Origin of the sequence: Gordonia sp. SCSIO 19800 (assembly GCF_018132775.1) — a bacterium.
GTDB lineage: Bacteria > Actinomycetota > Actinomycetes > Mycobacteriales > Mycobacteriaceae > Gordonia > Gordonia hongkongensis.
On the sequence record NZ_JAGRQM010000023.1, the window covers coordinates 56,755 to 80,950 of the forward strand.

Below are 24,196 nucleotides of genomic sequence, written 5' to 3' on the forward strand. Positions count from 1 at the left end.
GTGGCGCCGCCCGCCGGTCTCGGTACGGTACGTGCATGTCGATCATCCTGATGCTCGCCGTCCTGCTCGTGCTGCTGGCGGTTCTCGGTGCCGGGATCGTCGGCATCGTCGTACTGGTGTCCCGTAAGTCGAAGAACTCGGCTGTCGACGCCGGACGGAATGGGATGGGTGGCTGGTACCCGGACCCGCAGTATCCGGACGTGGACCGGTACCACGACGGCCACGCCTGGACCGCTCACACGCGGCCCGCGTCGGCGCAGACTAGTAGCCGGCCGGCTCACCTCGCGTGACCGGCGTCACCTCATTTAATTGGCATCTCAGGTGCCAATTTGTGTTCTACTTACGACATGCAACTGACGCGCTTCACCGACATCGGCCTCCGGGTCGTGATGCGGCTGGCCGTCTCGGGTCAACATGACTCTGTTGCAACAGCTCTTACCACCAAGGATCTCGCCCGCGAACTCGCCGTCCCATACACACACGTCGCCAAGGTCGTCGGAAGGCTGTCGGAACTCGGCGTCGTACACGCTCGGCGCGGTCGAACCGGCGGGCTGACGATCACCGAACTCGGCCGCGATGCCCGCGTCGGGTGGCTCGCCCGTTCGCTCGAAGGTGACGGCGAGGTCGTGGAATGCGAAGGCGCACAACCCTGCCCGTTGCGCCACGCCTGCCGGCTCCGGGGGTCCCTCGCCCGAGCGGTCGCCGCATTCTATGAGAGTCTCGACTCCGAGACGGTCGCCGATCTCGCCCGCGAGCCGACGACCGCGGTGTTGCTGTCGCTGTCGTCCCGGCCGCCGCGGGACGGACCGGTATCCGAAGCTGCCGCACCCACAGCGACCTGACGCTGTAACCGCGTGCTGCGGTGGTGGTTTCGACAAGCTCAACCAGCGGGGGCGGCGCTCGACCCGTCACACATTCTTCCTGCGCACCAACCCGATGAGCAGATGAACAAAGGAGTTCTCATGCTGTCTGACACCCAACGCGCGACGATCGCCGCCACGCTTCCCGCCGTCGAAGGGTCGCTTGCGGAGATCACCCCGCGCTTCTATCGCGGACTGTTCGCCGCGCATCCCGATCTGCTCGACAATCTCTTCAACCGCACGCACCAGAAGTCGGGTGATCAGCCGCAGGCCCTTGCCGGTTCGATAGCCGCGTTCGCTCGTCTCCAGCTCGAGCCCGACGTCCGTCGCCAGCGTTTCATCCTCGACCGCATCGCACACAAGCATGCCTCACTCGGGGTCACAGCCGATCAGTATGCCGTTGTGCACGAGCATCTTTTCGCTGCGATCGTCGAAGTGCTCGGCGCTGCGGTCACTCCCGACGTCGCGGATGCCTGGGATCAGCTGTACTGGGACATGGCCGACCTGCTCATCGCATCGGAAGCCGAACTGTATGCCGCCGCCGACGTCGGTCCCGGGCAGGTCTGGCGTGAGGTCCGGGTCACCGACCGCGTGCAGGTCTCTCCCGACACGATCGCGCTGACCGTCGATGCAGTCGACGGTGATCTGCCGAGATTCCGACCTGGACAATACATATCCCTGCAGGTCCCCCTGGCCGACGGCGCCCGGCAGATCCGCCAGTACAGCCTCACGGGCTCGCCGGCGGAGTCGCGATGGCGGTTCAGTGTCAAACTCGCCGGCGAGGTGTCGGCGCATTTGCACGAGCACGTCTTCGAAGGTGACCTCCTCGATGTCAGCACGCCCTTCGGTGACCTGGTGCTGCCCGACGACGACGCTCCGCTCCTGCTCGCTTCGGCCGGGATCGGCTGCACACCTGTGATCGGGCTGCTCACCGCCCTGTCGGAGAAGCGCGACACCCGGCCGGTGACCGTCCTCCACGCCGACCGTTCGCGGGATCGTCAGCCGCACCGCGGCATGCTGGCTGCGCTGGTCGACTCGCTCCCGTCGGGCCGGCTGATCCAGTGGTACGAGAGCGCCTCGCCGCACGTCGTCTCGGACGCGATCCGCATCGGACAGATGACCCTCGACAACCTCGACGTCGAGAGGGATGCTCACATCATGCTCTGCGGTCCCACCGGATTCCTGTCGTCGATGCGTGAGGCCTTCGTCGGTCGCGACGTCGACGAGAGCCGGATTCACTACGAGACATTCGGACCGGAACTGCTCCGGACCGGCGCCCGATGAGCACCGCGGGCGCGGTGGTGACCGCGCTGACCTTCTTGTGGCTCGGAATGGTGTTCGCCATCTCGTTCATCGAGGCGCCGCTCAAGTTCCGTGCCCCCGGGGTGACTCTGCCCATCGGTCTCGGCATCGGCCGGTTGGTGTTCCGGGCGCTGAATGCGGCTGAGATCGTCTGGGCGGTCGGCATTCTGATCGCGGTTGTGTGGGGCTCGTGGTCCGGCGCTGCCGTGCCGATCACCGCCGGTGTGGCGATTGCCGCGCTCGCCGTTCAGTTGGTGGCCGTCCGACCGGCACTGACCAAGCGGTCCGACGCAGTGCTCGCCGGACACGACGGACCTCGAAGTCACGCCCACCTCGTCTACGTCGGCTTCGAGGTCCTGAAGGTCGTCGCGCTCGTCTGGCTTGGTACCGCCGTGCTGATCGGTGCTGGCTGATCCCTCCCCAATCCGGAAGAACGACATGACCATTGATCCCTGAGGTGCGAGGAGCGCAAGCGACCCACCCCCTGCTCCCTGAGGTGCGAGGAGCGCAAGCGACCCACCCCCTGCTCCCTGAGGTGCGAGGAGCGATAGCGACGAGCCACGAAGGGCCTGGTGAGACGCCTTGCGAGACCCTTCGTGGCTCGCTTCGCTCGCACCTCAGGGAGCAGACGTTGGCTCGCTTCGCTCGCACCTCAGAATTGTCGTACCCACGGCATAGCGTGTGCACGACTGACACCGGGACGAGGGGACTTCGATGCCGAGCAGGATCGCTGCATTTCAGAACCACGACGCTGCGACGCTCGCCGGTTATCTCGAAGTGTGTGAGGACCAGTGGGAGAACTGGCAGAGCCGAGCAAACGGCGCCCGGTTGGTAGCAGCCGATTCGCGGACCATCCGGTTCTACGACGACGAGGCCGCGTACTGGAGCCACTTCGCGGAGATGCTCCGTTCCGCGATTGCCGAGGTGGAGGCGTCGACTCGACGAGCAGGGCGCCGACGACCGGCGTGACGTACCGGAGCTGACCACGCCGGGGTCCACCCCCGCCAGGCCGCATCCGAAAACCCTTGGCGCAGCGTCGTCTCCGCCTCGCCGATCTGGTAAGTTGGATCACACCCCATCCACGATCGGAAGATGTTGTGACGGAAGCGAATAAGTCGGCCCGGCGACCGGCGTACCAGGTCGTGGCCGACGCGCTTCGCGTACGTATCCTGGCGGGTGAACTGACCCCCGGTACCCGGCTGCCACCCGACACAGAGTTGCGGGCCGAGTTCGGCGTGGGACAGAGCACCGTCCGCGAGGCCATCCGCTCGCTCGCCAGCGAGAACCTGGTCCACACCACGCGCGGGGTCACCGGTGGAACGTTTGTCGCCACCCCCGACATCAGTCAACTGAGCGCTCACCTCGAAGCCGGGGTCACGCTGCTCGCGGCGGCCGAGGGCGTGACTGTCGACCAACTGATGGAGGTCCGGCAGCTCACCGAGGTCCCGGCCGCCGGCGTGGCCGCGTACCGCCACACCGACGCACACCTGGAAGAGTTGCGCGCCACCATCTTCGACGCCTCGGGCGAGATCGGTCCGGAGGTGTATGCGAACAACCAGGAGTTCCACCGCGTGCTGCTCCGGGCCGCGGACAATCCGCTTCTCGACCTGATCACCGTGCCGGTCTTCCGCGTCATCGGCAGTCGATTCAGCCGCGACGCCGCGCCCGAGGACTTCTGGAAGTGCGTCGACGAGGACCACCGCGCCATCCTCGATGCGGTAGAGAAGCGGGACTCCATGACGGCGATGACCCTCATGCGACGCCACCTCGACCACCTGGGTGACGTCTACAAGCAGATGGACCTGCTCAGACGCCAGGGCTGAGCAGGCCCGCCCCGCCCGAGTTCAGCCCACACCGACCCGGACCGGCGGGAGCCGTCGATGCCAGTCCGTCTGCGCCTGGAACTGCTCGGCGAGAGCGAACAGCGTTCCCTCGCCACCCTTCACCGCGGTCAACTGCGCCCCGATCGGCATGCCGGACGGATGGGTACCCACCGGCAGGGCGAGCGTCGGTCCGTCGTGCAGGGACCACGGGTACGTGAGCTGTCCCATCCGACGCGCCTGCGCCACAACGGCGTCGCCGCCGCCGAGGTGTGGGACGTCGCCCGGCATCGCCGGTGTGAGCACCACATCGACCTCGTCGAACAACTCAGCAGTCCCGGCGCGGAACACATCACGCTGTTGCCGAGCAGCGACGACCTGGTCGTGGGAGATGCTGAGGCCGAGCCGAATTCGCTCACGAGTGGCCGGCTGAAAGCGTTCCGGCTCGTCCCGCAAGCGTTCGGCGTGGGTCTTCGCCAGGTCCGAGTAGATGAGGGTGTACACGACGTCCTGCGCCGATTCGCTGTGACGGACCGGTACGTCGACGACGCTGTGGCCCAGTTCGCGAAGCAGTTCCGCGGCAACTCTCACCGCGTCCCGCACCGCCGGATCCACGTCATCGGTGACGAACGGCCACGGCATCGAGATCCGCAGCGGACCGGTCCGCAGCGGAACCGGATCAGCGCCCGCGAGCACCGCGAACGTCTCCCGAACCTGAACGGCCGATCGTGCCAGTGGACCGACGGTGTCGAAATCCGCACTGACCGGGAAGATCCCGGACATGTCGAGTAGTCCGACCGACGGCCGGAGACCGGTCACGCCGCAGCACGCGGCGGGCAGGCGGATGGACCCGCCGGTGTCGGTACCGAGCGCGACGTCGACGACTCCCGCAGCCACCGCGACACCCGACCCGCCGCTCGAACCGCCCGGCACCCGCGACGGGCTCCACGGGTTCACCGCACCACCCGCCGCCGAGTTCTGACTCGTCACCCCGACAGCGAACTCGGCGAGATTCAACGTCGATGTGATCACCCCGCCCGCACGCTTCAGCGCGCCCACACAGGCGGCGTCGGACTCGGCCACCCGGTCGGCGAAATACTCCGACCCACAGGTGGACAGCACTCCGCCGACCTCGATGTTGTCCTTGACGCCGATCCGCACCCCGGACAGCGGACCCGGCGCCGCAGCCGGATCGGAACGCAACTCGTCGGGGACCCAGGAGATGACCGTGTTCAAGCGCTCGGCGACGGAAAGCACGTCGGCAGAACAGCTTTCGGACACGCCGGAAGGGCCGGCAGTGTTGCCGGCCCTTCCGATGTCACTGTTCAGGACGCCACCCGCGACGAACGCAGCTGCTCGGTGGCCGCTGCGTCGACCGTCCAGTCGTCGGTGTTCACGACGACACCGTAGTCCTGGCGTGCCTCTTCGGCGGTGAGGTACTCGTCCCACACGTCCGAGAGGACGGCGAACGGGTCGCGCAGGAACGGCTCGCCGAAGCCGCCGCCCGACGGCATCCGGATCTCGAGACGCTCGCCCTCGCGGATGACCTCCTGGGTCACCTTGGAGAACAGCACCTCTTCTTCTGGAGTGCCGGGGTTGCGGATGAACGATCCGGACGCGCCGTCGCCGCCACCGAGGGCGCCCGCCGGCGGGTCGGTGCGGTTGTCGGCTTCCGAGCCCAGGAAGGTGTCGGTCTGCATGTACCAGGTCCGCACGCTGCCGATGCCGCCGCGCCACTGACCGGGAGCAGGCGCCTCGTCGCGGAGTTCGTACCGTTCCGCGCGCATGGCGTGGTTGAGCTCGAGTTCCTCGATCGGGTTGTTGCGCGTGTTGGCCATCAGGGCGTCGACGGCGTCCATGCCGTCCTTGCCGTTGCGCGCACCGTACGAGCCCTCGTTGATCTCGATGTACACCCAGTACGATTCGCCGTCCTCGGCGAGTCCCGAGTAGGCGATGGCGCACAGAGCCGCCGACGACCCGGCGATCGCACGCTCGGGCAGCACCGGCGCGAGCGCCAGGTTGATCGAGTCGAAGATGCGGTTGACCTGGGAGAAGCGCGCGAAGCACGACGCCGGGAAGTCCGGGTTGAAGATCGTGCCCTCCGGCGCGTAGGCGCGCACCGGACGGAAGCAACCGTCGTTCTGCGGGACGAACTCCTCGGTGAGGTGCTCGTCGAGCAGGATCGTGCGGATCGCGCTGACCGCGACCGGCAGCACCGAACCCTCGAACGGCACGTTGAACGCCGTCGGCACCTGGTCGTTGGAACCGGTGAGGTCGATGAGGACGTCTTCGTCCTCGACCTGCACGCGCACCGCGACCTTCAGCGGCACACCGCGGTTCTTGCCGTCGTCGTCGAGGTAGCCGATCGGTGCTTCGTAGCTCCCGTTGGGGATCTGCCGGATCCGGCTGCGGAGCATCTCTTCCGAGTAGTCCATCCAGCGGTCGGCGGCACTCATGACGGTGTCGAGCCCGTGCTTCTCCAGCAGTTCGACGAACCGCTTCTCACCGATGCGCGAGCAGGCGATCAGCGCCTCGAGGTCACCGCGGTTCTGCTCCGGGGTGCGCACGTTGTCCAGGATGTGCTGGATCAGCATGTCGTTGCGGACGCCGCCGTCGTAGATCTTCATCGAGTCCATCAGCTTGCCCTCGGCCCAGACGTCGACGACGTCCATGCACAGACCGGGGAAGTTGCCGCCGATGTCGGAGACGTGACCGGTGCAGCCGGCGAAGCCGATGTGCTCACCCTCCCAGAAGATCGGGATGATCACGCCGTAGTCGGGGGAGTGCGCGGCACCGTGATACGGGTGGTTGTGCAGGATCACGTCGCCCGGCTTGTAGGTCCCGGCGAGCTTGCGGTTGACGCCGCGGATGTAGGCGGGAATCGAACCACAGTGCATCGGAGTCGAATCCGACTCGCACAGTTCCCGGCCGTTGACGTCGAAGATGCCGGCACCGAGATCCTCGGACTCGCGGATCAGGCTCGAGTACGCCATCCGGTACAGGACCTGGGCCATCTCCTTGGCCATCGAGTTGAGCGCACCACCGATGACGCGCAGCGTGATCGGATCGACCTCGACGGTGTTCCAGGTCCGGTTGGCCTCGGCGGCAAGCGAAACGCCGTCGGTGGGCATCAGAGCTTTCGCCATGTCAGGCGCTCCTCTCGATGATGATGTGGCCCACGGCGTCGACCGTGGCCTTCTGTCCGATGCCGACGATGGTCGTCGAGTCGAACTGCTGGACGATCGCGGGGCCGTCGAAGGTGTTGCCGGCCTTGAAGAGTGCGCGGTCGTAGATGGGGGTGTCGACCCATTCCGGGTCGGCCGAGTCGTTCTTCCAGAACAGCGCCCGGGTGGTGGCCTTGACGGCTCCCGAGGCGTCGGCGCCGCCCTTCTCGATCTCGGCGATGCGGATGTGTTCGACTGCCCCCACCCCGGTCACGCGGATGTTGACCAGCTGGACCGGCTTGTCGTCGAAGCGCTGCGAGTAGGTACGACCGTGGACCTCGTGGAAGGTGGCCGCGGTCTGCTCGACCCATTCGTCGGTGATGTCGCCGGCGGGTGCGGGGACCCGGAGCTCGTAACCCTGTCCGACATAACGACAGTCGACGCTGCGCTCGAGGGTGATCGCGTCCTCGGCGATGCCGTCGGCCCGAAGCTGGGCGACGGCCTGCTCGGACAGCCGGTCCATCTCGCGACGCAGCAGCTCCAGGTCCGGTTCGGCCGACGAGGTCCACACGGTGGTCGGGACCTCGTAGCGGACGTCGGTGGTCAGCAGGCCGACCGCCGAGGTGATCCCCGGGTGCCCGGGCACGATGACGCGCGGGATGCCCAGATGCTCGGCGATCTGCCAGGCGTAGAGCGGCCCGGCGCCACCCTCGGCGACGAGCGAGAACTCGCGGGGGTCATAGCCTTTGCGGACCGAGTGCAGCGAGATGGCCTCGGTCATCGAGTGTGCGAGGATCTGGAAGATGCCCATCGCGGCGTGTTCGAGATCGGCGCCGAGCTTGTCCGCGATGTGGGTCTTGACGGCCTCGGTGGCGAGCTCGGTCTTGACCTCCATGGTGCCGGACAGGAAGCTGTCCTCCCGGAGCCAGCCCATGACCACCATGGCGTCGGTCGAGGTGGGTTCGGTGCCGCCGCGGTTGTAGCAGGCCGGTCCGGGCATCGCGCCCGCACTGCGCGGGCCGACGCGGAACATGCCGCCCTCGTCGATGCTGGCGATCGAGCCGCCGCCGGCGCCGATGGTGTCGACCTCGGCCATCGGGACCATCGCGTGGTAGTCGCCGATGCGGGTGTCGAGCAGGTGCTTCATCCGGAGCTTGCCATCGGGCGCGACGCCGATGTCGGCGGAGGTGCCACCCACGTCGAGGGTGATGACGCTGGGATATCCCGAGGCCTTGCCGATGAAGCAGCCGCCGAGCAGACCCGCGACGACGCCACTGGTCAGCAGCGAGACGGGGACCTCGCTGGCACTGCGGGAGGTGACGAGACCGCCGGCGGAGGTCATGAGGTGGACGTCCTCACCGACCTGCGCGTCTTTGGCCTTGCCTGCCAGGTTCTCGATGTAGCGGGAGGTCTTGGGACCGACGAAGGCGTTGAGGGCCGTGGTGGAGAACCGCTCGTACTCGCGGTACTGCGAGGCGACGTCGCTCGAGAGCGAGACGAACACACCGGGGTACTCCTCGGCGATGATCTCGCGGACCCGCTGCTCGTGCGCCGGGTTGCGGTAGGCGTGCAGGAACGCGACCGCGATGGCCTCGACCCCACGCTCGCGGAGCAGGCCGACCTCGCGGCGAACGGCGTCCTCGTCGAGCGGCGTCAGCACGTTGCCGGCCGCATCCATCCGCTCCGCGACGGTCCGTCGGTTGCGGCGGGGCACCAGCTGCCACTTCTGCCACGGCAGGTCTTGGTAGTTGGAGTAGTTCAGGGGGCGCTTCTTACGCGCGATGTGCAGGATGTCCCGGAAGCCGTCGGTGGTGATCATGCCGACGTCACTGCCGTTGTGCTCCAGCACGATGTTGGTGGCCACGGTGGTGCCGTGGAAGAACATCTCGATGTCCGCGACGTCGATGCCCGCGCGTTCGGCGAGCACCCCGATCCCGTCCATCGTGCCGATCGAGGGATCGTGGTTGGTCGACGGTGTCTTGTGCACCGTGACCGTCCCGTCGTCGTCCCACAGGACCAGGTCGGTGAACGTGCCGCCCACATCCACGCCGATTCGCTTCATCGAAACTCGCTTCCTCTTTCCATGCTGTCACCCGGTGCGGGGCGGTGAGGCCGCCGACGATGACCGGAGTGATCTGAGCCATAGGTCCGCTCGGGAGCATCATGCAATACATCTGATGGTTTCGGCAACACTTACCGCGAATCTCAGTGAACAGCCAGGAATGAGCGAGCCTTGACGGCATAAAGATCAGATGTTTATGGTGGGCCGCGTCACGGCGTCAGCTCGTTTGGCACGACGCCGCACCCCTCAGGAGGACCATTGACCACCCATCCCGCCACGCTCGGACGCTTCTTCGAGGACTACGTCGTGGGCGACGTCTACCAACACCCGATGGGCCGCACCATCACCGACACCGACAACGCGTGGATCACGTGCCTGTCGATGAACACCAACCAGAACCACTTCAACGAACATCTGGCCGCGACGAATCCCATCACCGACGGCAAGGTCATCGTGAACTCGGGCCTGACCATCGCCCTGGTGCTCGGGCTCTCGGTGATCGACATGAGCCAGAACGCGGTGGCGAACCTACAGTTCACGGATGTCAAGCTGGCGCACCCGGTGTACGTCGGCGACACCATCTACGCCGAGAGCATCTGCACCGACCTGCGCCTGTCGCAGTCGCGTCCCTACGCGGGGATCGTGTCGATGGTGACCCGCGGGATCAACCAGGACGGCGAGGTCGTCATCTCCTGGAAGCGCTCGGTGATGGTCGCGACCCGCGAGAGTGGCATCGGACAGAACTACTTCCCCGAGGTCAAGGCGCCGTCGCTCACCGAACTGACCGCCGGCAGCTCGGCGGAGGCCGCCCGATGAGGCCGCTCGAGGACGTCCGGATCATCGCGATCGAGCAGTACGGCGCGGGCCCGTTCGGCAGCGTCCACCTCGCCGATCTCGGCGCCGACGTACTCAAGATCGAGGAGCCGAAGTCCGGCGGCGACGTCGGCCGGTACGTGCCGCCCTACAACTCCGGCGAGGACTCGCTGTTCTTCGAGACCTTCAACCGCAACAAGCGCAGCCTCTCTCTCGACCTCGGAACACCCGGTGGGCGGCGGGTTTTCGAGGATCTGGTGCGCACCAGCGACGCCGTGTACTCGAACCTGCGCGGCGACGTCCCGGCGAAGATGAAGATCACCTACGACGATCTCAAGCATCTGAACCCGGCGATCGTGTGCTGCAGTCTCACCGGCTTCGGCATGACGGGGCCGCGGGCGAAGCAGCCCGGATACGACTACATCCTGCAGGGCCTGGCAGGTTGGATGGACCTCACCGGCGACCCCGACGGGCCGCCCACGAAATCTGGTCTGTCCCTGGTGGATTTCTCCGGCGGGTTCGTCGCCGCGCTGAGCCTGCTGGCCGGTCTGCACGCCGCACGACGCGACGGGGTCGGCGGTGACTGCGACGTCTCGCTGTACGACACCGCGGTCTCCATGCTCACCTACCCGGCGGCCTGGCACCTCAATGCGGGTTACCGTCCCGGACGGACGAAGAACTCCGCGCATCCCTCCCTCGTCCCGTTCCAGGCGTTCGAGGCCGCCGACGGCTGGTTCGTCGTCGGCTGTGCCAAGGAGAAGTTCTGGGTGCGTCTCGCCGAGGCGATCGGCCTGGCCGAGCTGCTCGATGACCCGCGGTTCACCGACTTCGCCGCACGCGGTCAGCACAAGGACGAGCTACTCCCGTTGCTGGAGAAGCGGTTTGCCGAGGGCACCGTCGAACACTGGGTGGACGTGCTCACCACTGCGGGCGTGCCGACCGGACCGATCAACGACGTCGAGCAGGCTCTCACCGAGGAGCACACGCTCGCACGCGGACTCATCGCGACGACCGAACACGAGGTGTGGGGTGAGGTCCGCCAGGTCACGTCACCGGTGCGCTTCGGCGCCGAGCAACCCGAGTATCGTCGGGCACCACATCGTAACGAGAACTTCGACGAGGTGATGACCCTGCTGGGATACAGCGCGGACGACATCCGGGACCTCGTCGACGGCGGTGCGTTCGGTGCCGTCGCCCAACAGGCCAAGCCGTGACCGCCCGCCGGCTCGCGAGCTGGGCTGCCGGCCTGAGCGTCGACGCCATACCCGAGAACACCCGCCGCGCTGCGCTCCGGCATCTGCTCGACGGCCTCGGCAACGGCATCGGTGCCCGCCGGCGCGATCAGGGCGGTCCGGGCCTGACGGTGGCGCGCGGACTCGGCGGTCCGGCGCAGGCGCATCCGCTCGGGGACTCCGAGGCCATCTCCGCCCCGGCGGCGGCCTTCGCCAACGGTGTCCTGATGCACGCGCTCGACTTCGACGACACGCACGCCGGCGCTCTCGTGCATCCGACGACCGTTGTGGCGCCCGCGGTTCTCGCGGTCGCCGAAGAGGTCGGCGCCACCGGAGCGCAGGCGGTGACCGCACTGGTCGCCGGGCTCGAGGTCGCGTGTCGCCTGGGTGCGGCGGCTCCGCACGGGTTCCATGCCCGGGGCCTGCACGCGACCGCAGTGGTCGGACCCCTCGCCGGGGCCGTGGCCGCCGGACTCCTCTACGGTGCCGACGCCGACGTGCTCACCGATGCGATCGGTATCGCGGCGTCGTCGTCGGGCGGGTTGCTGGAGTTCCTCGACACCGGCGCCAACACCAAGACCCTGCATCCGGGCAACGCCGGGTTCAGTGGCGTCCTGGCCGCGCGGCTGGCCATGGCCGGCGCCAGCGGCCCCGAGTCGGTGCTCGAGGGCAGGCGCGGGCTCTACCGCGCGCTCGCCGACCGTGACATCGATCCGGATGCGATCGTCGCCGAGCTCGGAACCCGCTGGGAGAGTGCGACTATCGGCATCAAGCCATATCCGAGCTGCCAGCTCATGCACGCCACGCTCGACGCCGTCTCCGCGGCGCTCGACGCCGCAGGTGCGCAGGGACTCGATGTCACTCCGGCGCGCATCGCCGCGATCACCGCCGACGTCCATCCGGACAGCCTGGAAATCGTGTGCGGGCCGGGGACCGGCACCCGGGCGCCGCGCAGCGTCTACGACGCGAAGTTCGACCTGCCCTGGAGCGTCGCCGCGCTCGTCCATGACGGAGCGGTGACCGTGGACACCTACACCGAGAGCTCGATCGCGCGTGCCGAGGTAGCCACGACCGCCGGCCTCGTCGAGGTCGTTTCCGTACCCGATGACCGCCCGGCCGCCGATGCTGCCGGCCGGGCGGTCATCACCTTCGACGACGGCAGTCGGATCGTCGGCGAGGTGCCGTGCAGCCGCGGGACGTCGGGACAGCCCATGGACGACGCCGCGGTCGCCGAGAAGTTCCGGGGCAACACCGGTGGGGGCGACGATACGGAAGCCCTCGTGCACGCGGTGTTCGCTCTGGGCGACGCACCGTCCGTCCGGCCGATCCTGACGCTCGCGGCGACCGTCGTCGCCGGCTGAGCTCGCCCCGCCGCGCACCTTCCTCCCACTCGAATCAAGGATCACACAATGGATTTCAGCTTCAACGAAGAGCAGCGTGACTTCCGGGCGGCCCTGCGTCAGCTCGTCGACAAGGAGATCATCCCGGTCGCGAACGAATGGGAACGCACCGGCCGGTATCCCACCGAGATCGTCGACCGGTTGCGTGAGATGGGCTTGTTCGGGATCACCACACCGGAGGAGTTCGGCGGGCTCGAACTCGACATGGTGTCGTTCACCCTGGTCTACGAAGAACTCGCGCGCGGGTGGATGGGCATCGCAGGAATCCTCGGCAGCCACAACCTGGCCTGCTGGATGATCGCTCGCCACGGCACCGATGAGCAGAAGGCGCAGTGGCTCCCACGCCTGGCGAGCGGCGAGTGCCGCACCGGCATCGGCCTCACCGAACCGGGGGCCGGGACCGACCTGCAGGGCATCAAGACCACCGCCACCAAGGACGGCGACGACTACGTCATCCGCGGCACCAAGACCTGGATAACAAACGCTCGGCACGCGAATGTGCTTCCGGTGCTGGTGAAGACGGACCCGACCGCCACTCCGGCACACAAGGGCATGAGCATCCTGCTGGTGGACACCACGACTCCCGGCTTCGAGGTCCAGCGCGACATGGGCAAGCTCGGCTACAAGGGCACGGAGTCGTGCGAGATCCTCCTCCACGAGGTGCGCGTCCCGCAGTCGACGTTGCTCGGCGGCGTCGAGGGTCGCGGAATGCAGCAGGCCCTGTCGGGCCTCGAGATCGGGCGCCTCAACATCGCCGGACGCAGCGTCGGGATCGCCCAGGCGTCCTACGACGCAGCGTTGAACTACTCGCGGGAACGGACCGCGTTCGGCAAGCCGATCTCGGACTTCCAGGCGATCCAGCTCAAGCTCGCCGACATCGCCACCCAGCTGCAGGCCGCCCGCCTGATGACGTACTGGGCTGCGGCGAAGGCGGATTCGGGCGCTCGCGTCGACGGTGAGGCCGGCATGGCCAAGTACTTCGCGTCCGAGACGGCGATCACCGCGAGTCTCGAGGCGATGCGCATCCACGGTGGTTACGGGTACTCGACGGAGTTCAACGTCGAGCGCTACTACCGCGACGCCCCGCTCATGTCCATCGGCGAGGGCACCAACGACATCATGCGCACCGTCATCGCCAAGGCCCTGGTCAACGGCACCGTCACCGTCGGATGACGCCGGCGCTGATCTTCCTGTACGTCCCGGGGGACCGGCCGGAGCGGTTCGACAAGGCGGCAGGTTCTGGCGCCGATGCGATTGTCCTCGATCTCGAGGACGCGGTCCCCGTGTCGGCCAAGGACACCGCGCGCATCGCGGTCGGCGAATGGCTGGCGAACCGAGACCGCGCCGGAGTGCCTACGTGGATACGGGTGAACCCGGGGCCCGAACTGGTCGGCGACCTGACCATGGCGGTTCGGGCCGGCGCCGACGGGGTCTGGCTGCCCAAGGTCGACGACGCAGCGACCCTCGACCGTGTGGACGGTCTGCTGACGGAACTGGAAACCGAGCTCGGCGGCCCGCGAACGCCGGTGTCGCCGCTCATCGAGACCGGTGCCGGCCTGTGCAACGCGGCGGCGATTGCAGCGGGCCCGCGGGTGGCGTTCGTCCAGATCGGCGAGGTCGACCTCGCCGCGGATCTCGGAGTCTCACCAGTGGTCGGCAACGAATTGCTCTGGGCACGTTCGCAAGTGGTCGCGGCGTCAGCCGCCGCGAAGATTCGTCCGCCCCTGGCCGCGGCGTCGCCCTCGATCGGTGATGACGCCGCGTTCGAGGTCGAGACCAGACAGCTGATCGGTCTCGGATTCTTCGGACGGGCCTGCATCCATCCGCGTCAGATCGCGCCCGCGCGATCCGGCATGGCGCCATCCGAGTCCGAGGTGGCGACGGCCCGCGACATCCTCACCGCGTTCGACGCGGCCGGCGGTGCCGCGGCGACCGACAGCGCCGGGCGACTCATCGACGAGGCCGTCGCGCGGATCGCCCGGAGAACTCTCGCCCGGCAGCCAACGTAAGATCGGTGACGCCGGGTCGGGGGACTCCGCGGTTCCCGCTCGGCGTGCCGGACCCGACACCTCACGCGACATCGAAACGGAGACAGACATGGTGGACACCATCTTGTGGCAGGCGATTCAGGACAACGAGCTGGCACTGGCGGTCCTGCAGTACGTGTTCTCGGGCGTCAAGTAGGCCACCTGCGGTCATCCGGGGCAGATTCCGGCGAACTCCGGCGGGCCCGGGGTTGACGCGCAGGGATCACCGACGAACCCCGGGTGAAGGCTCGGTGAAGTCTGCTCGAGGCCCCTCGTGATGCGCTGACCTTGATCCTAGGGTCGGCATCATGAATCGATCTGTGGTGAAGAAGATGTCGGTGGTCGCCGCGACGATGGGCGCGGCGGTCCTCAGCGTGGTGGGCTCGCCGGTTGCGTCGGCGAACTCGTTCTCCACCAGCACCCATGGTGGCACAGCGAGTTACGACGACGGAGGCGACCGGTTCTGTGCGTTCGCGTGGAACACCGAGGGAGTCCGTACGGTCCGGGTCACCCTGACCGCCATCAGTCGCCCCGGCCCGAGCCACGACTTCACCGAGCGCAACACCTACGCCGGCGGCACTGCGGGCAACACGTGCCGCAGCCTCGCCACCGCGTACGAGGACACCCAGTACCGGGCCGTCATCCGCGGTTACTGGGGTGAGCCCGGGACGACCGAGACCAAGACCGTCACGTTTTACAGCTGACCCGACCCATCCGGTACCGAGCCGCCGGTCGCTCTCCCGAGCGGCCGGCGGTGTGCTGTGTCGGGAGTCGACCTTTTGTACACACATTCCCGGTGCGATTTCGGAAAGAGCTGAGCGACGATTTCGGGACGCATTACCGGGATCATTTCGCGAATTGGTCAGCTCGTCCGGCGACGCCGGAAATGTCCGCTAATGTTTAGCAATGCTCACTGGCGCACGCGGAAATCGATGGCAGATCCGACTCGCCGCGGCAGCACTTGTGCTGGTCGTGGCCGCAGGTCTGTCCATCGTCTCGTCCGGCCCGTCCGCGGCGGCGCCGGTGGTGAATCCTCAGGCCGGAAAGGTCGTCGCGCACGCCGATTTCCAGGTGAAGCGGGACGGTTTCTCCTTCGAGAACTGGGGACCGAATGATGCGCTGCACACCCGCGGCCTGAGCATCGAGGGCATGCGTGCCGTCTTCGGTGACGAGGTCTGCGCCCGTATCGTGCTCGGGGTGTGTTCGCCGACGACGGTGGCCGAACTCGTGCAGCAGGAATTCAACGAGTCAATGTCGGGCGGGCACTGCTTCGGAATGGCCGCACTCGCCGGACTGTATGCCACCAAGCGTCTGAACCCGTTCCCGTTGGCGATGCCGTGGCAGTCCGTCTACAGCATCCGCCCGTCGGCACCGCTCGACGAACTCATCGCCCGGATGTTCATCACCCAGGGGTTCCCGCCCACCGACCTGGCGCAGTCCGAGGTCACGGTCACCCAGGCACTGTCCCGTCTGCGGTCGGCGTGGGCGCGCAACGACAACTACGTTTTGGCGATCTACACCGACGAGGAACAGAGCGCCGGACACGCCATCAACCCGATCGCGATCCGCGACCTCGGGCAGGGCAAGCGCGGCATCGTCGTGTACGACAACAACTTCCCCGGTGTCGAGAAAATGATCGTCGCCGACCCCGCCGCGAACAGCTGGTACTACTCGACCGCGACCAATCCGTCGGAGCCGACCCTGCTGTTCCAGGGCTCCCCGCTCAACAAGATGATGCTGGTCCCGTTGGCGCCGATCCTGGCACGTCACCAAGATCCGGAACTGCGCAGTGACGAGACCGTGGTCATCGTCTCGGACAACAACGGTGGCGCCCGCGGCTACGGCGACGTCGACTGGGATGTGCGGGTCACCGACCCCGCGGGTCGTACGCTCCCGGGCGTCGACAAGAAGATCCTGTTCAACAACGACAATTCCGCCACCTTCACGGTGCCCGCCAACCGCACGTTCAAGATCATCGTGGACGGGGTGGAGGCGGGTCGTACCGCGGACATCGACGCCACGGTGCTCAGTGCGGGCGGTGTCGTTGCGATGGGTGATCTCGAGGTGCCCGCAGGCGCTGTCGCCGCGATCGACGCCGATCCGGCGCGTCACGGGATGAGGGTGACTTCGTCGGCGCCGTCGACCGCGGAGTTCGAGGTCGCGACCGAGGATTCGCTGCGCTCGTTGTCGACCGAGACGTCGCAGCTGGCAGTCGGCCCGGGTTCGGCGGTGTCGGTCGGAACCGGGAGTACCGGTGTCACCATCCGGTCGGAGGGACGGGCGCAGCGACTGCGTCTAGAGGTCGAACGAAGTGACACCTTCACCGATCGCATCGCGGTCAGCCCCGGGCCGATCTCGCTGCCCGCGGGCGCGACCATCACGGTGCCGGTGAACCTGTGGCCCGGGTTCGGACCGGTCCCGGCGACCGTTCGTAGCGGTCCGTCGATCACCCCCGTGCCCCTGAGCGCGCGGTGAGGACGTCGTCGGTCGGCGGCCGCATCGCATCGGCCGTTCTCGTCGCGAGCGTGGTCGGTCTGTCCGCGTGTTCCGGCGGATCGACGACGACCACGACCCCGTCCAGCAGTGCGACGGCGGCCCCGGCCGAGTACCTCGACGAGGTGACCGTCCACCGGGTCGATTACCCGACGCCGGATGACGGTGACACGGACCAGAATTGGGCCGAACTGTACCTACCCGCGGGTGAGCAGCGGGTCGATTCGATTCCGCTCGTGGTCCTCGTCCACGGTGGTGCGTGGCAGAGCGCTCTCGGCGCGGACATCTTCGAGCCGCTGGCGCAAGACCTCGCCGGCCGCGGGATGGCCGTCTACAACATCGAGTACCGCCGTGTCGGCTCGGGCGGCGGATGGCCGACGACGTTCCGCGACGTCGCGAGCGCCCTCGATCACGTCGTCGTCGTGGACCGGCAGTTCCCGCAGATCGACACCGACGACGAGCTGATCGTCGGGCACAGCGCGGGTGCACAACTCGCGGTGTGGGGCGGCACCCGGCACAAGCTGGAGGACGACGAGGTCGGTGCCCGACCATTGTTCCGCCCGACCCGGGTTGTCTCCCTCGCCGGTCCGCTCGACATGACCTATGCGGCAACGCACGGCGACGACCGCATCGTGACCGCCCTCGGCGGCAGCCCGACGCAGGTTCCGCAGCGGTACACGATGGTCGATCCCATCCAGAACATCGATCCCGACACCCCGGTGGTCGCCGTCCACGGCACCGCCGACCGAATGGTCTCCCCGGCGAACTCACAGCGGTACGCCGCCGCCGTCGTGAAGGCCGGCGGCGACGCGGAGGCCGTACTGATCCCAGGCGGCAACCACGGTTCGGTGGTCACCTCGAACGCGCCCGAGTACCCCCGTGTCCTCGACATCATCACCGGCGCGTCGGCCGCCGACGTGCAGGACGTGGCCTGAGCGGGTACTCGACCACCGTGACCGTCGCGACTGCGGGGCCGGCTCAGAAGGCCACGAGACTCGCTGCCGGCGTGTACTTCTCCCGCCTGATCCGGCGCGGGGGCATCCGTCGCCGCTTGAGGGCCCGGACCCCCGCCTCGACCATCGCGGGCGGGCCGCAGAGATATGCCGCGTGGTCGCGGCAGGAGTCGAAGTCCGCCACCATCGCATCACCGACGTAACCTGTGCGGCCAGACCACTGTTGGCGACTGAGACAGGGCGTGTACCGGACGTTCGGGTGCTCGGTCGCGAGTGCGCGCCAGAAGTCGACGTCGTACAGCTCGGTCTCGGTGCGGACGCCGTGGTAGACGTGGATCTCACGTCCGGGGTCGGCTTCCAGGGCGGCTCGTGCGATCGACTTCAGCGGGGCGAGACCCGTGCCCCCGGCGAGCAAAACGAGTCCGACTCCCAGCTCGTCCTCACGATGACAGAAGTCACCCCAGGGTCCCGTCATCGACACCGGCGATCCGACGGTCAGCGAATCGAAGATCCACCCGTCGGTGGCCAGACCGTCGGGTTGCCGGCGGATGTGAAACTCGAGGGTGCGGGATTCGCTGGGCGGGTTGGCCATCGAGTACGGACGCGTCTGGTCTGTGCCCGGGATCGACAACTCGACGTACTGGCCCGCGGTGAACTCGAACGGTTCGTCGAGCGACACCGTCACGGACACCGTGTCGTCGGCGACCGTGGTGAGGGAACTGACGGTTCCGGCGAGGTCGCGTAACGCGTGGTGTCGCGTGCCGGACTCGTCTGCGGGTGGCTCGACGATGATGTCGGTGGTGGGCGTCGACTGGCACGACAGCACGTATCCCTGGTCCCGCTCGGTGTCGGACAGCACGGTGTCGGGGGCCGGTGGCGCGTCCACCATCCCGCTGGTGACGCGTACCTTGCAGGTGCCGCAGGTTCCCTGATTGCAAGAGTTGGGAATCCACACACCCTGACGCAGCAGGGCATCGAGAACCCGCTGCCCGGATCCGCAGGTCACCGAGGTCGTAGGCGTGTCGATGCGGAAGGTCGTCGGGTCGGACCGGGTCGTCGGGTCGGACATCGTCACACCTCCCAGACCGTGTGCAACGACGTCGGGCCACGGAAACCCCAACCCCAGAACTCGACGTCGCTGCTGTCGTCGCGCTCGAGGTTCGGGATGGACTCGAACAGCTCCTCGAGTCCGATCCGGCACACGTGGTTGGCGAAGTAGATGCCGGCACACGCGTGGTTGCCGGCACCGAATGCCAGGTGAGGCAGGGGCGGTCGTGTGATGTCGTACTCCGACGGTGCCTCGTAGACCGAGTGGTCGTGGTTGGCCGATCCGTACGACATCAGGACCACCGAGCCCGCCGGCAGGTGGACTCCGGCGACCTCGGTGTCCTTCGTGCTGATCCGGGCAGTCGCCGACCAGATCGGCGATGTCCACCGCATGCCCTCGGAGATCGCGCGCGGGATGAGACCCGGCTCGTCGACGACTTGCTCGAACTGATCCGGGCGACTGAACAGACCGACGAGTGTCGACGCCATGGCGTGACCCGGCTCCTGCATCGCTCCGAGGAGGTAGACGTACAGCGTCGGATAGATGTAGTCGCGGTCGCGGGTCTGCCCGTCGGGCATCCCGTCGTGCAGCCAGTGCGAGATCGCGCTGTCGTCGGGATTCTCGATCCAGTTGTCGATCAGCGGATCGACGATCGACTGGATCTCCAGCTTCGCGGCGTCGGCCTCGGCGAAGCCGTCCGGGTTGGTGAACTCGCCGTTCTCGTCGACTCCCGCATTGGTGAACGACACCGACAGTTTGTGGAACCATTCACGCAACTTGTCGGAACTCACCGACTGGAGGCCGAGCAGGTCGCCGAGCGCGCGGACGCTGACGGGTTCGCAGTACTGGGCGACGAGCTCGGCGCGCCCCACATCCTCGAAGTCGCTCAGGTATCGGCGGGCGATGGGCCGGACGAGGTCGTCGATCCACCGGTCGACCTCCTGGGGCTGCAGGGCCGGGTCGACCATGGACCGCAGGTCCTCATGGATCGCCCCGTTGACCCCGATCACCGCCGGGTGTCCGAAGGTCCGCCCGCCCGCCTTGGTGATGACCGCCTCGAAGTCGGGGCTGGTGGCGATCGTCCGGCAGATGTCCGCGGTCGTGGCTACATAGGAGCCCAGGATCGGGATGTACGCGAGCGGTGCCTCGACGCGGAGACGCTCGTAGACGGGGTAGGGGTTGCGTTCGAGCTCGGTCATCGTGATGTCGTCGATCCACGACATGGTGCTGGTCATGGGTTCCTCCGCTGTGTTCGTCTCGAGGCCGGGGGTGTGCGCCGGCAGGCTGTCGGCGACCCGGTGCGAGGTGACACTAGGGACCGCCGGACCGGCGGTCGATACGGTTCGCGCGCCGGCGGCACCGATCGCGCGACGATGTGATCGCAGTCTCTGAGGAGGGTGGCGAGTGTGACCGGTCACCGGGTTGAATCGAGACGCGGGACCCTTGCGTGACCGGAGTACGAGGAAGACATCCATGCGGAGCACCACATCCACCAGTGACTGGGAGACGGCGCATCGTGCCGTCGAAGAGGTGTACTTCCCGCATGAGCTGACCGCGCTGTCGTCGCCGGATCAGCTGAATCTGAACCTGCAGACCGTCGAGCTGGGACCGGTCACGATCGGCAAGCTCAACTGGGGGACCGATGTCTCCATCTCCTGCGACTATCCGGGCGCCTACGAGATCAACATCCCGGTCCGCGGCGTCCTGGACTCGCGCGCCGGATCGGTGCAGACGACGTCCGAGGAGGGGACGGCCACGGTCTTCACCGCGGACCGCCCGTCGACGATCACCCGGTGGTCGGCGGACTGCGTCGTGGTCGGGGTGAAGTTCGACGCCGAGTACCTCGAACGTGAGGCCGACCGGGTCCGGGCGTCGGCGCTGCGTTCACAGTTGCGGCTGCCGGATCAGCTGGATCTCGCCGGACCCGACCAACAGGCATGGTTCGGGCTCGTGCGTGCATTGTCGGCTCAGGTGCGCGAACCCGCCGACCTCCTGTCGAACCCGCTGGTCGGACCGCAGCTGGCGAGCGCGATCAGCAGCGCGTTCCTCCTCGCTGTCTCTCCGGAAGAGGCGGGTACCGGTCTGCGCCCGCGGATGGTCAAGCGCGTGCTCGACGCGTTGCACGACGATCCCGGACGCGACTGGCGTCTGGCGGACATGGCCGAACTGAGCGGCTCGAGCCTCCGACGACTGCAGGAGGGCTTCGCCGAACACGTCGGTGCGAGTCCGACCCAGACGCTGCGGGACATCCGACTCGACCGGGCTCACCACGACCTCACCGAACCGGACAACACCGACACGGTGGCCGAAGTTGCTGCGCGATGGGGCTTTTCGAGCCCCAGTCGGCTGGCGGCCGCGTACAAGAAGCGCTACGGCATCCCGCCGTCGGAACACCGTCGGCGGTAGCCCTTTGGGACGTCCGGTCGAATCTGAGTCGGACCTTTGCAGTTCAGGCCCCATCGTGTCGTCGATCGGTTAGTTTCCGCACTGCGTGACCTCCGGACGTACCCATCGAAAGGCGCGGCCATGAAACGTCGCCATGCTCTGCTCGCCATCTTCTTCAGTCTTGCGCTGGCGGTGTCCGGGGGAGGGGTCGCGGCGGCCGCACCGAATCCCCTGAGATCGTTGGACTTCGGATCGCTGGGCGGGCCGGAGGCGGGTGGATGTTCCGCACAGTTGTTGTACAACGACGAACTGTTCGGTCCGAAGATTCTGGCGACCGATGCCCCGGTGGGTCCGCAGTTGAGGGGTTACGACCGGCTCGCGGGTCTGAGTCCGAGCGAGTTCCTGCAGACGTATCGGAAAGGGGACAAGTGGGACTATCCGGACCACGACGGATACACGCTGAACCCCGACGGGTCCGCCAAGAAGTCGGTGACCACCCTCAACCCGAACAAGCGGATAGATCGCTATGGTCCCGCCAATGGTCGCTTCCTGGCCCCCGCGGGCACGCACTACAAGAGGCGGGCGCTTCCGCCGGAGAACCTCGTCGACAAAGACAACCCTCAGTTCTGCAACTATCACGTGTACGTGGTCATGCGCCCGGTGAAGGTGTGGATCGGACGTATCGCCAAGGGCTTCGGTCAGCCGGGCGGCGGCATTCAATATCAGATCGACCAGCAGCTCCTCGATCCCGGGTTGATCGAGGACCATCGCGGATGTTTCAACGAGACAAGCGGTTTCGTCAACACCCAGTGGTTGCTGTGTTCGGGTGTGCTCGAGAGCGTCTTCCCCGGATGACGTCGGGCGCCGACGACCAGCTCGACCCCGAGATGCGCAGCCGGATAGCCGATCTCGCGGCGACGATGTCGGCGGAGCCGTCCGATGTGCCTCGCCTGGGTCACATCCCCGACGACGCGACGCCCTCGTGCGTGCGTGACTCGGACGGTGTGTGGCACTTGATCATCCGCGAACGCGGCACGGTGATGTTCGACCGGCAGTCCAGCGATCCAGAGGAGTTTCTGAGCTGGGTTGCGGTGGCGATCGCCGAAGCGGCGTCGTATCGGCTGCACTCGCCCGGCGCGCCCGACTATCTGCGCCGCATATGGGCAGAACAGTATCGGATGCTGACCGCGGCCGACCCGGAGTGGGCCCGTGCGTGGTTGGAGCGGACCCGGACAAGGTTGGTCGACCAGGGAGCCGACGATCGTGAACTGGCGCAACTGCCGGGCCGGCATCCCGGCTGAGACGAGGTTGGGAATCGGCGTCCACCGGTGTGGGCGGCGTAGCGGTGCAGGTTCGCTATCCCGAACTTGAAGACGATCGTAGGACCACCACGGTTGGTCGAGCTATCCTCATGCTCGTTCGACGATGCGGCACAGCCTGTTTCAGGCCGGTTATGTGGAGTCCACTCGAGTCCGAAGAGGGTCAGGGCGCGGGCCAGTTGTGGATCCGCGGCGTCAATGGGGGAGTGGTCGAGAACGCCGGAGTGGGGCTGATGTCGGGGTCGGCGGCGCGTTCATAGAGCGCCCACATGCGCAGCTGGTCGCCGTGTCGGGAGTCGAACTCGATCCCGTCGACCGCTGCATGGCCGTGGTCGGTGAGGGCGTAAATCCAGCGGGAGATGGCCTGGGTGAGCCCGCGGGGCCGGCCGTCCCGCAACGCGGCGGTGTCGAGGTCATCGAGCCCGTAGCGGATCGCGAGCGGCCGAAACACCGTCCGGAGGGTGGCGAGGCTGTCCGGGTCGGCGGGCACCGCGAACCGTCCGGTCAGGGTGCCGTGACCGATCATCCGTAGATCGCACCACGATCGCGGAACGTGGCCGGGCGGCAGCGCGGGGTAGTCCTGCTCGTCTTCCTCGTCGACGACGATGTCGTCGAGCTCGGCGATCAGTTGTGGGCTGGGTCGGGCGAAGGCGAGGACTTCGAGGTAGCAGGCCAGGGGAGTGTCGGCGCAGTACAAGGTGCGCCACACCCCCGTCGGGGTCGTCCCAGCGGCCGGCGAAGCGGTCGTCGGTGGCGTACTCCCATGGTGTCCACTCCCACGGGCTGGGCGCGTATCCGACTCGATATATGGGCGTGGCAGTCCGGATGCTGGTGGTGATCGGGCCGTGCGGGGTGCTGATCGTCGAAGGCTGTGGTTGGTTCATCCCACCGCGGCGAATTGGCGGGCGGCGGCGAGTACTTGCGGTCCGACGTCGGCGAGCTCGCCGTCGCGCAACAGCAATGCCGGCGCCCGGTCGTCGAGGACCGGGTTGAGGCCCTGGAACCAGGCTTGTGCGACGGCGGGGGTGTCGCGTTCGGTGATCAGGCGGGCGGCGCGGTAGGCGATCCGGAGCCGTTCGACGTCCTCGGGGTTGGCGATGGTGCGGGTGCCGTCAGCCCATTGCCGCACCGCCCGGGTCTCGCTCACCCGACCCAGGTAGGCGACCAGCCGCGCGCCGAGCAGATCTCGCAACGCAGCCACCAGTTCGGGCTGCGACATACGAGCCGCCTCGGCGTAGGCAGCTAGTGTTCTGAGTCATTAATTCGTGTGCAGTAGTGGGCGATGGAGTCGAGGATCTGGTCAGCGGTCTTGACCCAC

24 protein-coding genes are annotated in these 24,196 nt (G+C 67.4%); 17 read left to right on the plus strand and 7 right to left on the minus strand.

The genetic code is table 11. The features are described 5' to 3' along the window. Positions 1 to 35 precede the first annotated feature (35 nt). From KB201_RS20910 to KB201_RS20935, 6 genes are all read left to right on the plus strand, one after another. Positions 36 to 290, plus strand: a complete 255-nt coding sequence (locus KB201_RS20910) for a DUF2510 domain-containing protein (protein WP_058253034.1) — start codon at positions 36 to 38, stop codon at positions 288 to 290. A 57-nt stretch (positions 291 to 347) separates the two neighbouring features. After that, entirely contained in the window at positions 348 to 842 is a 495-nt protein-coding gene (locus KB201_RS20915; RefSeq protein WP_058253035.1) for an Rrf2 family transcriptional regulator, read from the plus strand. 120 nt (positions 843 to 962) lie between these two features. Further along, positions 963 to 2,144: a globin domain-containing protein gene (locus tag KB201_RS20920; protein WP_058253036.1), complete on the plus strand. Its 1,182-nt coding sequence runs from the start codon at positions 963 to 965 to the stop codon at positions 2,142 to 2,144. Then, positions 2,141 to 2,575 (plus strand): hypothetical protein, encoded by a 435-nt coding sequence (locus KB201_RS20925; RefSeq protein ID WP_065630633.1) that lies wholly within the window; start codon positions 2,141 to 2,143, stop codon positions 2,573 to 2,575. Before KB201_RS20920 ends, KB201_RS20925 begins: the two co-directional genes overlap by 4 nt. Before the next feature lie 301 nt (positions 2,576 to 2,876). Next, positions 2,877 to 3,131, plus strand: coding sequence for a hypothetical protein (locus tag KB201_RS20930; RefSeq protein ID WP_058253038.1), 255 nt, complete (start codon positions 2,877 to 2,879; stop codon positions 3,129 to 3,131). 128 nt (positions 3,132 to 3,259) lie between these two features. Then, positions 3,260 to 3,985 carry a FadR/GntR family transcriptional regulator gene (locus KB201_RS20935; protein ID WP_058253039.1) on the plus strand — a complete coding sequence of 242 codons (726 nt, stop codon included), beginning with the start codon at positions 3,260 to 3,262 and terminating at the stop codon, positions 3,983 to 3,985. A gap of 21 nt (positions 3,986 to 4,006) precedes the next feature. Here the strand turns inward: KB201_RS20935 and KB201_RS20940 are convergent, their stop codons facing one another. From KB201_RS20940 to KB201_RS20950, 3 genes are all read right to left on the minus strand, one after another. Beyond that, positions 4,007 to 5,239, minus strand: a complete 1,233-nt coding sequence (locus tag KB201_RS20940) for an amidase (protein WP_231742563.1) — start codon at positions 5,237 to 5,239, stop codon at positions 4,007 to 4,009. Positions 5,240 to 5,307: 68 nt separating this feature from the next. Further along, positions 5,308 to 7,128: a hydantoinase B/oxoprolinase family protein gene (locus tag KB201_RS20945; RefSeq protein WP_082652975.1), complete on the minus strand. Its 1,821-nt coding sequence runs from the start codon at positions 7,126 to 7,128 to the stop codon at positions 5,308 to 5,310. A 1-nt stretch (position 7,129) separates the two neighbouring features. Further along, entirely contained in the window at positions 7,130 to 9,208 is a 2,079-nt protein-coding gene (locus tag KB201_RS20950) for a hydantoinase/oxoprolinase family protein (RefSeq protein ID WP_058253040.1), read from the minus strand. A gap of 258 nt (positions 9,209 to 9,466) precedes the next feature. On the opposite strand from KB201_RS20950, the gene KB201_RS20955 reads away from it, so the two are divergent. The 8 genes from KB201_RS20955 (at position 9,467) to KB201_RS20990 (ending at position 18,108) form a co-directional block, all read left to right on the plus strand. Then, positions 9,467 to 10,024: a MaoC family dehydratase gene (locus KB201_RS20955; protein WP_058253041.1), complete on the plus strand. Its 558-nt coding sequence runs from the start codon at positions 9,467 to 9,469 to the stop codon at positions 10,022 to 10,024. Then, positions 10,021 to 11,235: a CaiB/BaiF CoA-transferase family protein gene (locus KB201_RS20960; protein ID WP_058253042.1), complete on the plus strand. Its 1,215-nt coding sequence runs from the start codon at positions 10,021 to 10,023 to the stop codon at positions 11,233 to 11,235. Before KB201_RS20955 ends, KB201_RS20960 begins: the two co-directional genes overlap by 4 nt. Continuing rightward, the gene (locus tag KB201_RS20965) at positions 11,232 to 12,614 is read left to right on the plus strand and encodes an MmgE/PrpD family protein (protein WP_211540294.1); all 1,383 of its coding nucleotides are present in this window, start codon (positions 11,232 to 11,234) and stop codon (positions 12,612 to 12,614) included. The genes KB201_RS20960 and KB201_RS20965 overlap by 4 nt, the downstream gene beginning before the upstream one ends. Positions 12,615 to 12,662: 48 nt before the next feature. After that, a complete protein-coding gene (locus KB201_RS20970; protein ID WP_211540295.1) occupies positions 12,663 to 13,826 on the plus strand; it encodes an acyl-CoA dehydrogenase family protein in 1,164 nt (387 codons plus the stop codon). Next, the gene (locus tag KB201_RS20975; protein ID WP_211540296.1) at positions 13,823 to 14,662 is read left to right on the plus strand and encodes a CoA ester lyase; all 840 of its coding nucleotides are present in this window, start codon (positions 13,823 to 13,825) and stop codon (positions 14,660 to 14,662) included. The genes KB201_RS20970 and KB201_RS20975 overlap by 4 nt, the downstream gene beginning before the upstream one ends. Before the next feature lie 326 nt (positions 14,663 to 14,988). Next, positions 14,989 to 15,384: a hypothetical protein gene (locus KB201_RS20980; RefSeq protein WP_211540297.1), complete on the plus strand. Its 396-nt coding sequence runs from the start codon at positions 14,989 to 14,991 to the stop codon at positions 15,382 to 15,384. A 202-nt stretch (positions 15,385 to 15,586) separates the two neighbouring features. Beyond that, a complete protein-coding gene (locus tag KB201_RS20985) occupies positions 15,587 to 17,155 on the plus strand; it encodes a hypothetical protein (protein ID WP_211540298.1) in 1,569 nt (522 codons plus the stop codon). A 50-nt stretch (positions 17,156 to 17,205) separates the two neighbouring features. Further along, on the plus strand, positions 17,206 to 18,108 hold the full coding sequence (locus KB201_RS20990; protein ID WP_211540301.1) for a prolyl oligopeptidase family serine peptidase: 903 nt from the start codon (positions 17,206 to 17,208) through the stop codon (positions 18,106 to 18,108). A gap of 43 nt (positions 18,109 to 18,151) precedes the next feature. Here the strand turns inward: KB201_RS20990 and KB201_RS20995 are convergent, their stop codons facing one another. Both KB201_RS20995 and KB201_RS21000 read right to left on the minus strand, forming a co-directional pair. After that, positions 18,152 to 19,195, minus strand: a complete 1,044-nt coding sequence (locus KB201_RS20995; RefSeq protein WP_211540299.1) for a 2Fe-2S iron-sulfur cluster-binding protein — start codon at positions 19,193 to 19,195, stop codon at positions 18,152 to 18,154. 2 nt (positions 19,196 to 19,197) lie between these two features. After that, positions 19,198 to 20,409 (minus strand): cytochrome P450, encoded by a 1,212-nt coding sequence (locus KB201_RS21000; protein WP_211540300.1) that lies wholly within the window; start codon positions 20,407 to 20,409, stop codon positions 19,198 to 19,200. Between the two features lie 238 nt (positions 20,410 to 20,647). On the opposite strand from KB201_RS21000, the gene KB201_RS21005 reads away from it, so the two are divergent. The 3 genes from KB201_RS21005 to KB201_RS21015 all read left to right on the plus strand — a co-directional run bounded on the left by KB201_RS21005 (position 20,648) and on the right by KB201_RS21015 (position 22,860). Then, entirely contained in the window at positions 20,648 to 21,580 is a 933-nt protein-coding gene (locus KB201_RS21005; RefSeq protein WP_058253049.1) for an AraC family transcriptional regulator, read from the plus strand. A gap of 120 nt (positions 21,581 to 21,700) precedes the next feature. After that, the gene (locus tag KB201_RS21010; RefSeq protein ID WP_058253050.1) at positions 21,701 to 22,414 is read left to right on the plus strand and encodes a TNT domain-containing protein; all 714 of its coding nucleotides are present in this window, start codon (positions 21,701 to 21,703) and stop codon (positions 22,412 to 22,414) included. After that, complete coding sequence (locus tag KB201_RS21015) at positions 22,411 to 22,860, plus strand: Imm63 family immunity protein (RefSeq protein WP_058253051.1); 450 nt, start codon at positions 22,411 to 22,413, stop codon at positions 22,858 to 22,860. Before KB201_RS21010 ends, KB201_RS21015 begins: the two co-directional genes overlap by 4 nt. A gap of 181 nt (positions 22,861 to 23,041) precedes the next feature. Here the strand turns inward: KB201_RS21015 and KB201_RS21020 are convergent, their stop codons facing one another. Continuing rightward, positions 23,042 to 23,587 carry an RES domain-containing protein gene (locus KB201_RS21020; RefSeq protein WP_223258854.1) on the minus strand — a complete coding sequence of 182 codons (546 nt, stop codon included), beginning with the start codon at positions 23,585 to 23,587 and terminating at the stop codon, positions 23,042 to 23,044. 171 nt (positions 23,588 to 23,758) lie between these two features. Then, the gene (locus KB201_RS21025) at positions 23,759 to 24,097 is read right to left on the minus strand and encodes a hypothetical protein (protein WP_033204248.1); all 339 of its coding nucleotides are present in this window, start codon (positions 24,095 to 24,097) and stop codon (positions 23,759 to 23,761) included. Positions 24,098 to 24,196: the final 99 nt, after the last annotated feature.

Coding starts and splice junctions, on each gene's coding strand:
- KB201_RS20945 (WP_082652975.1), bottom strand. CDS start 7,128: ATGGCGAAAGCTCTGATGCCCACCGACGGCGTTTCGCTTGCCGCCGAG.
- KB201_RS20960 (WP_058253042.1), top strand. CDS start 10,021: ATGAGGCCGCTCGAGGACGTCCGGATCATCGCGATCGAGCAGTACGGC.
- KB201_RS21000 (WP_211540300.1), bottom strand. CDS start 20,409: ATGACCAGCACCATGTCGTGGATCGACGACATCACGATGACCGAGCTC.
- KB201_RS20910 (WP_058253034.1), top strand. CDS start 36: ATGTCGATCATCCTGATGCTCGCCGTCCTGCTCGTGCTGCTGGCGGTT.
- KB201_RS21005 (WP_058253049.1), top strand. CDS start 20,648: ATGCGGAGCACCACATCCACCAGTGACTGGGAGACGGCGCATCGTGCC.
- KB201_RS21010 (WP_058253050.1), top strand. CDS start 21,701: ATGAAACGTCGCCATGCTCTGCTCGCCATCTTCTTCAGTCTTGCGCTG.
- KB201_RS21025 (WP_033204248.1), bottom strand. CDS start 24,097: ATGTCGCAGCCCGAACTGGTGGCTGCGTTGCGAGATCTGCTCGGCGCG.
- KB201_RS20970 (WP_211540295.1), top strand. CDS start 12,663: ATGGATTTCAGCTTCAACGAAGAGCAGCGTGACTTCCGGGCGGCCCTG.
- KB201_RS20925 (WP_065630633.1), top strand. CDS start 2,141: ATGAGCACCGCGGGCGCGGTGGTGACCGCGCTGACCTTCTTGTGGCTC.
- KB201_RS20985 (WP_211540298.1), top strand. CDS start 15,587: ATGCTCACTGGCGCACGCGGAAATCGATGGCAGATCCGACTCGCCGCG.
- KB201_RS20950 (WP_058253040.1), bottom strand. CDS start 9,208: ATGAAGCGAATCGGCGTGGATGTGGGCGGCACGTTCACCGACCTGGTC.
- KB201_RS20995 (WP_211540299.1), bottom strand. CDS start 19,195: ATGTCCGACCCGACGACCCGGTCCGACCCGACGACCTTCCGCATCGAC.
- KB201_RS20920 (WP_058253036.1), top strand. CDS start 963: ATGCTGTCTGACACCCAACGCGCGACGATCGCCGCCACGCTTCCCGCC.
- KB201_RS20915 (WP_058253035.1), top strand. CDS start 348: ATGCAACTGACGCGCTTCACCGACATCGGCCTCCGGGTCGTGATGCGG.
- KB201_RS21015 (WP_058253051.1), top strand. CDS start 22,411: ATGACGTCGGGCGCCGACGACCAGCTCGACCCCGAGATGCGCAGCCGG.
- KB201_RS20930 (WP_058253038.1), top strand. CDS start 2,877: ATGCCGAGCAGGATCGCTGCATTTCAGAACCACGACGCTGCGACGCTC.
- KB201_RS20975 (WP_211540296.1), top strand. CDS start 13,823: ATGACGCCGGCGCTGATCTTCCTGTACGTCCCGGGGGACCGGCCGGAG.
- KB201_RS20980 (WP_211540297.1), top strand. CDS start 14,989: ATGAATCGATCTGTGGTGAAGAAGATGTCGGTGGTCGCCGCGACGATG.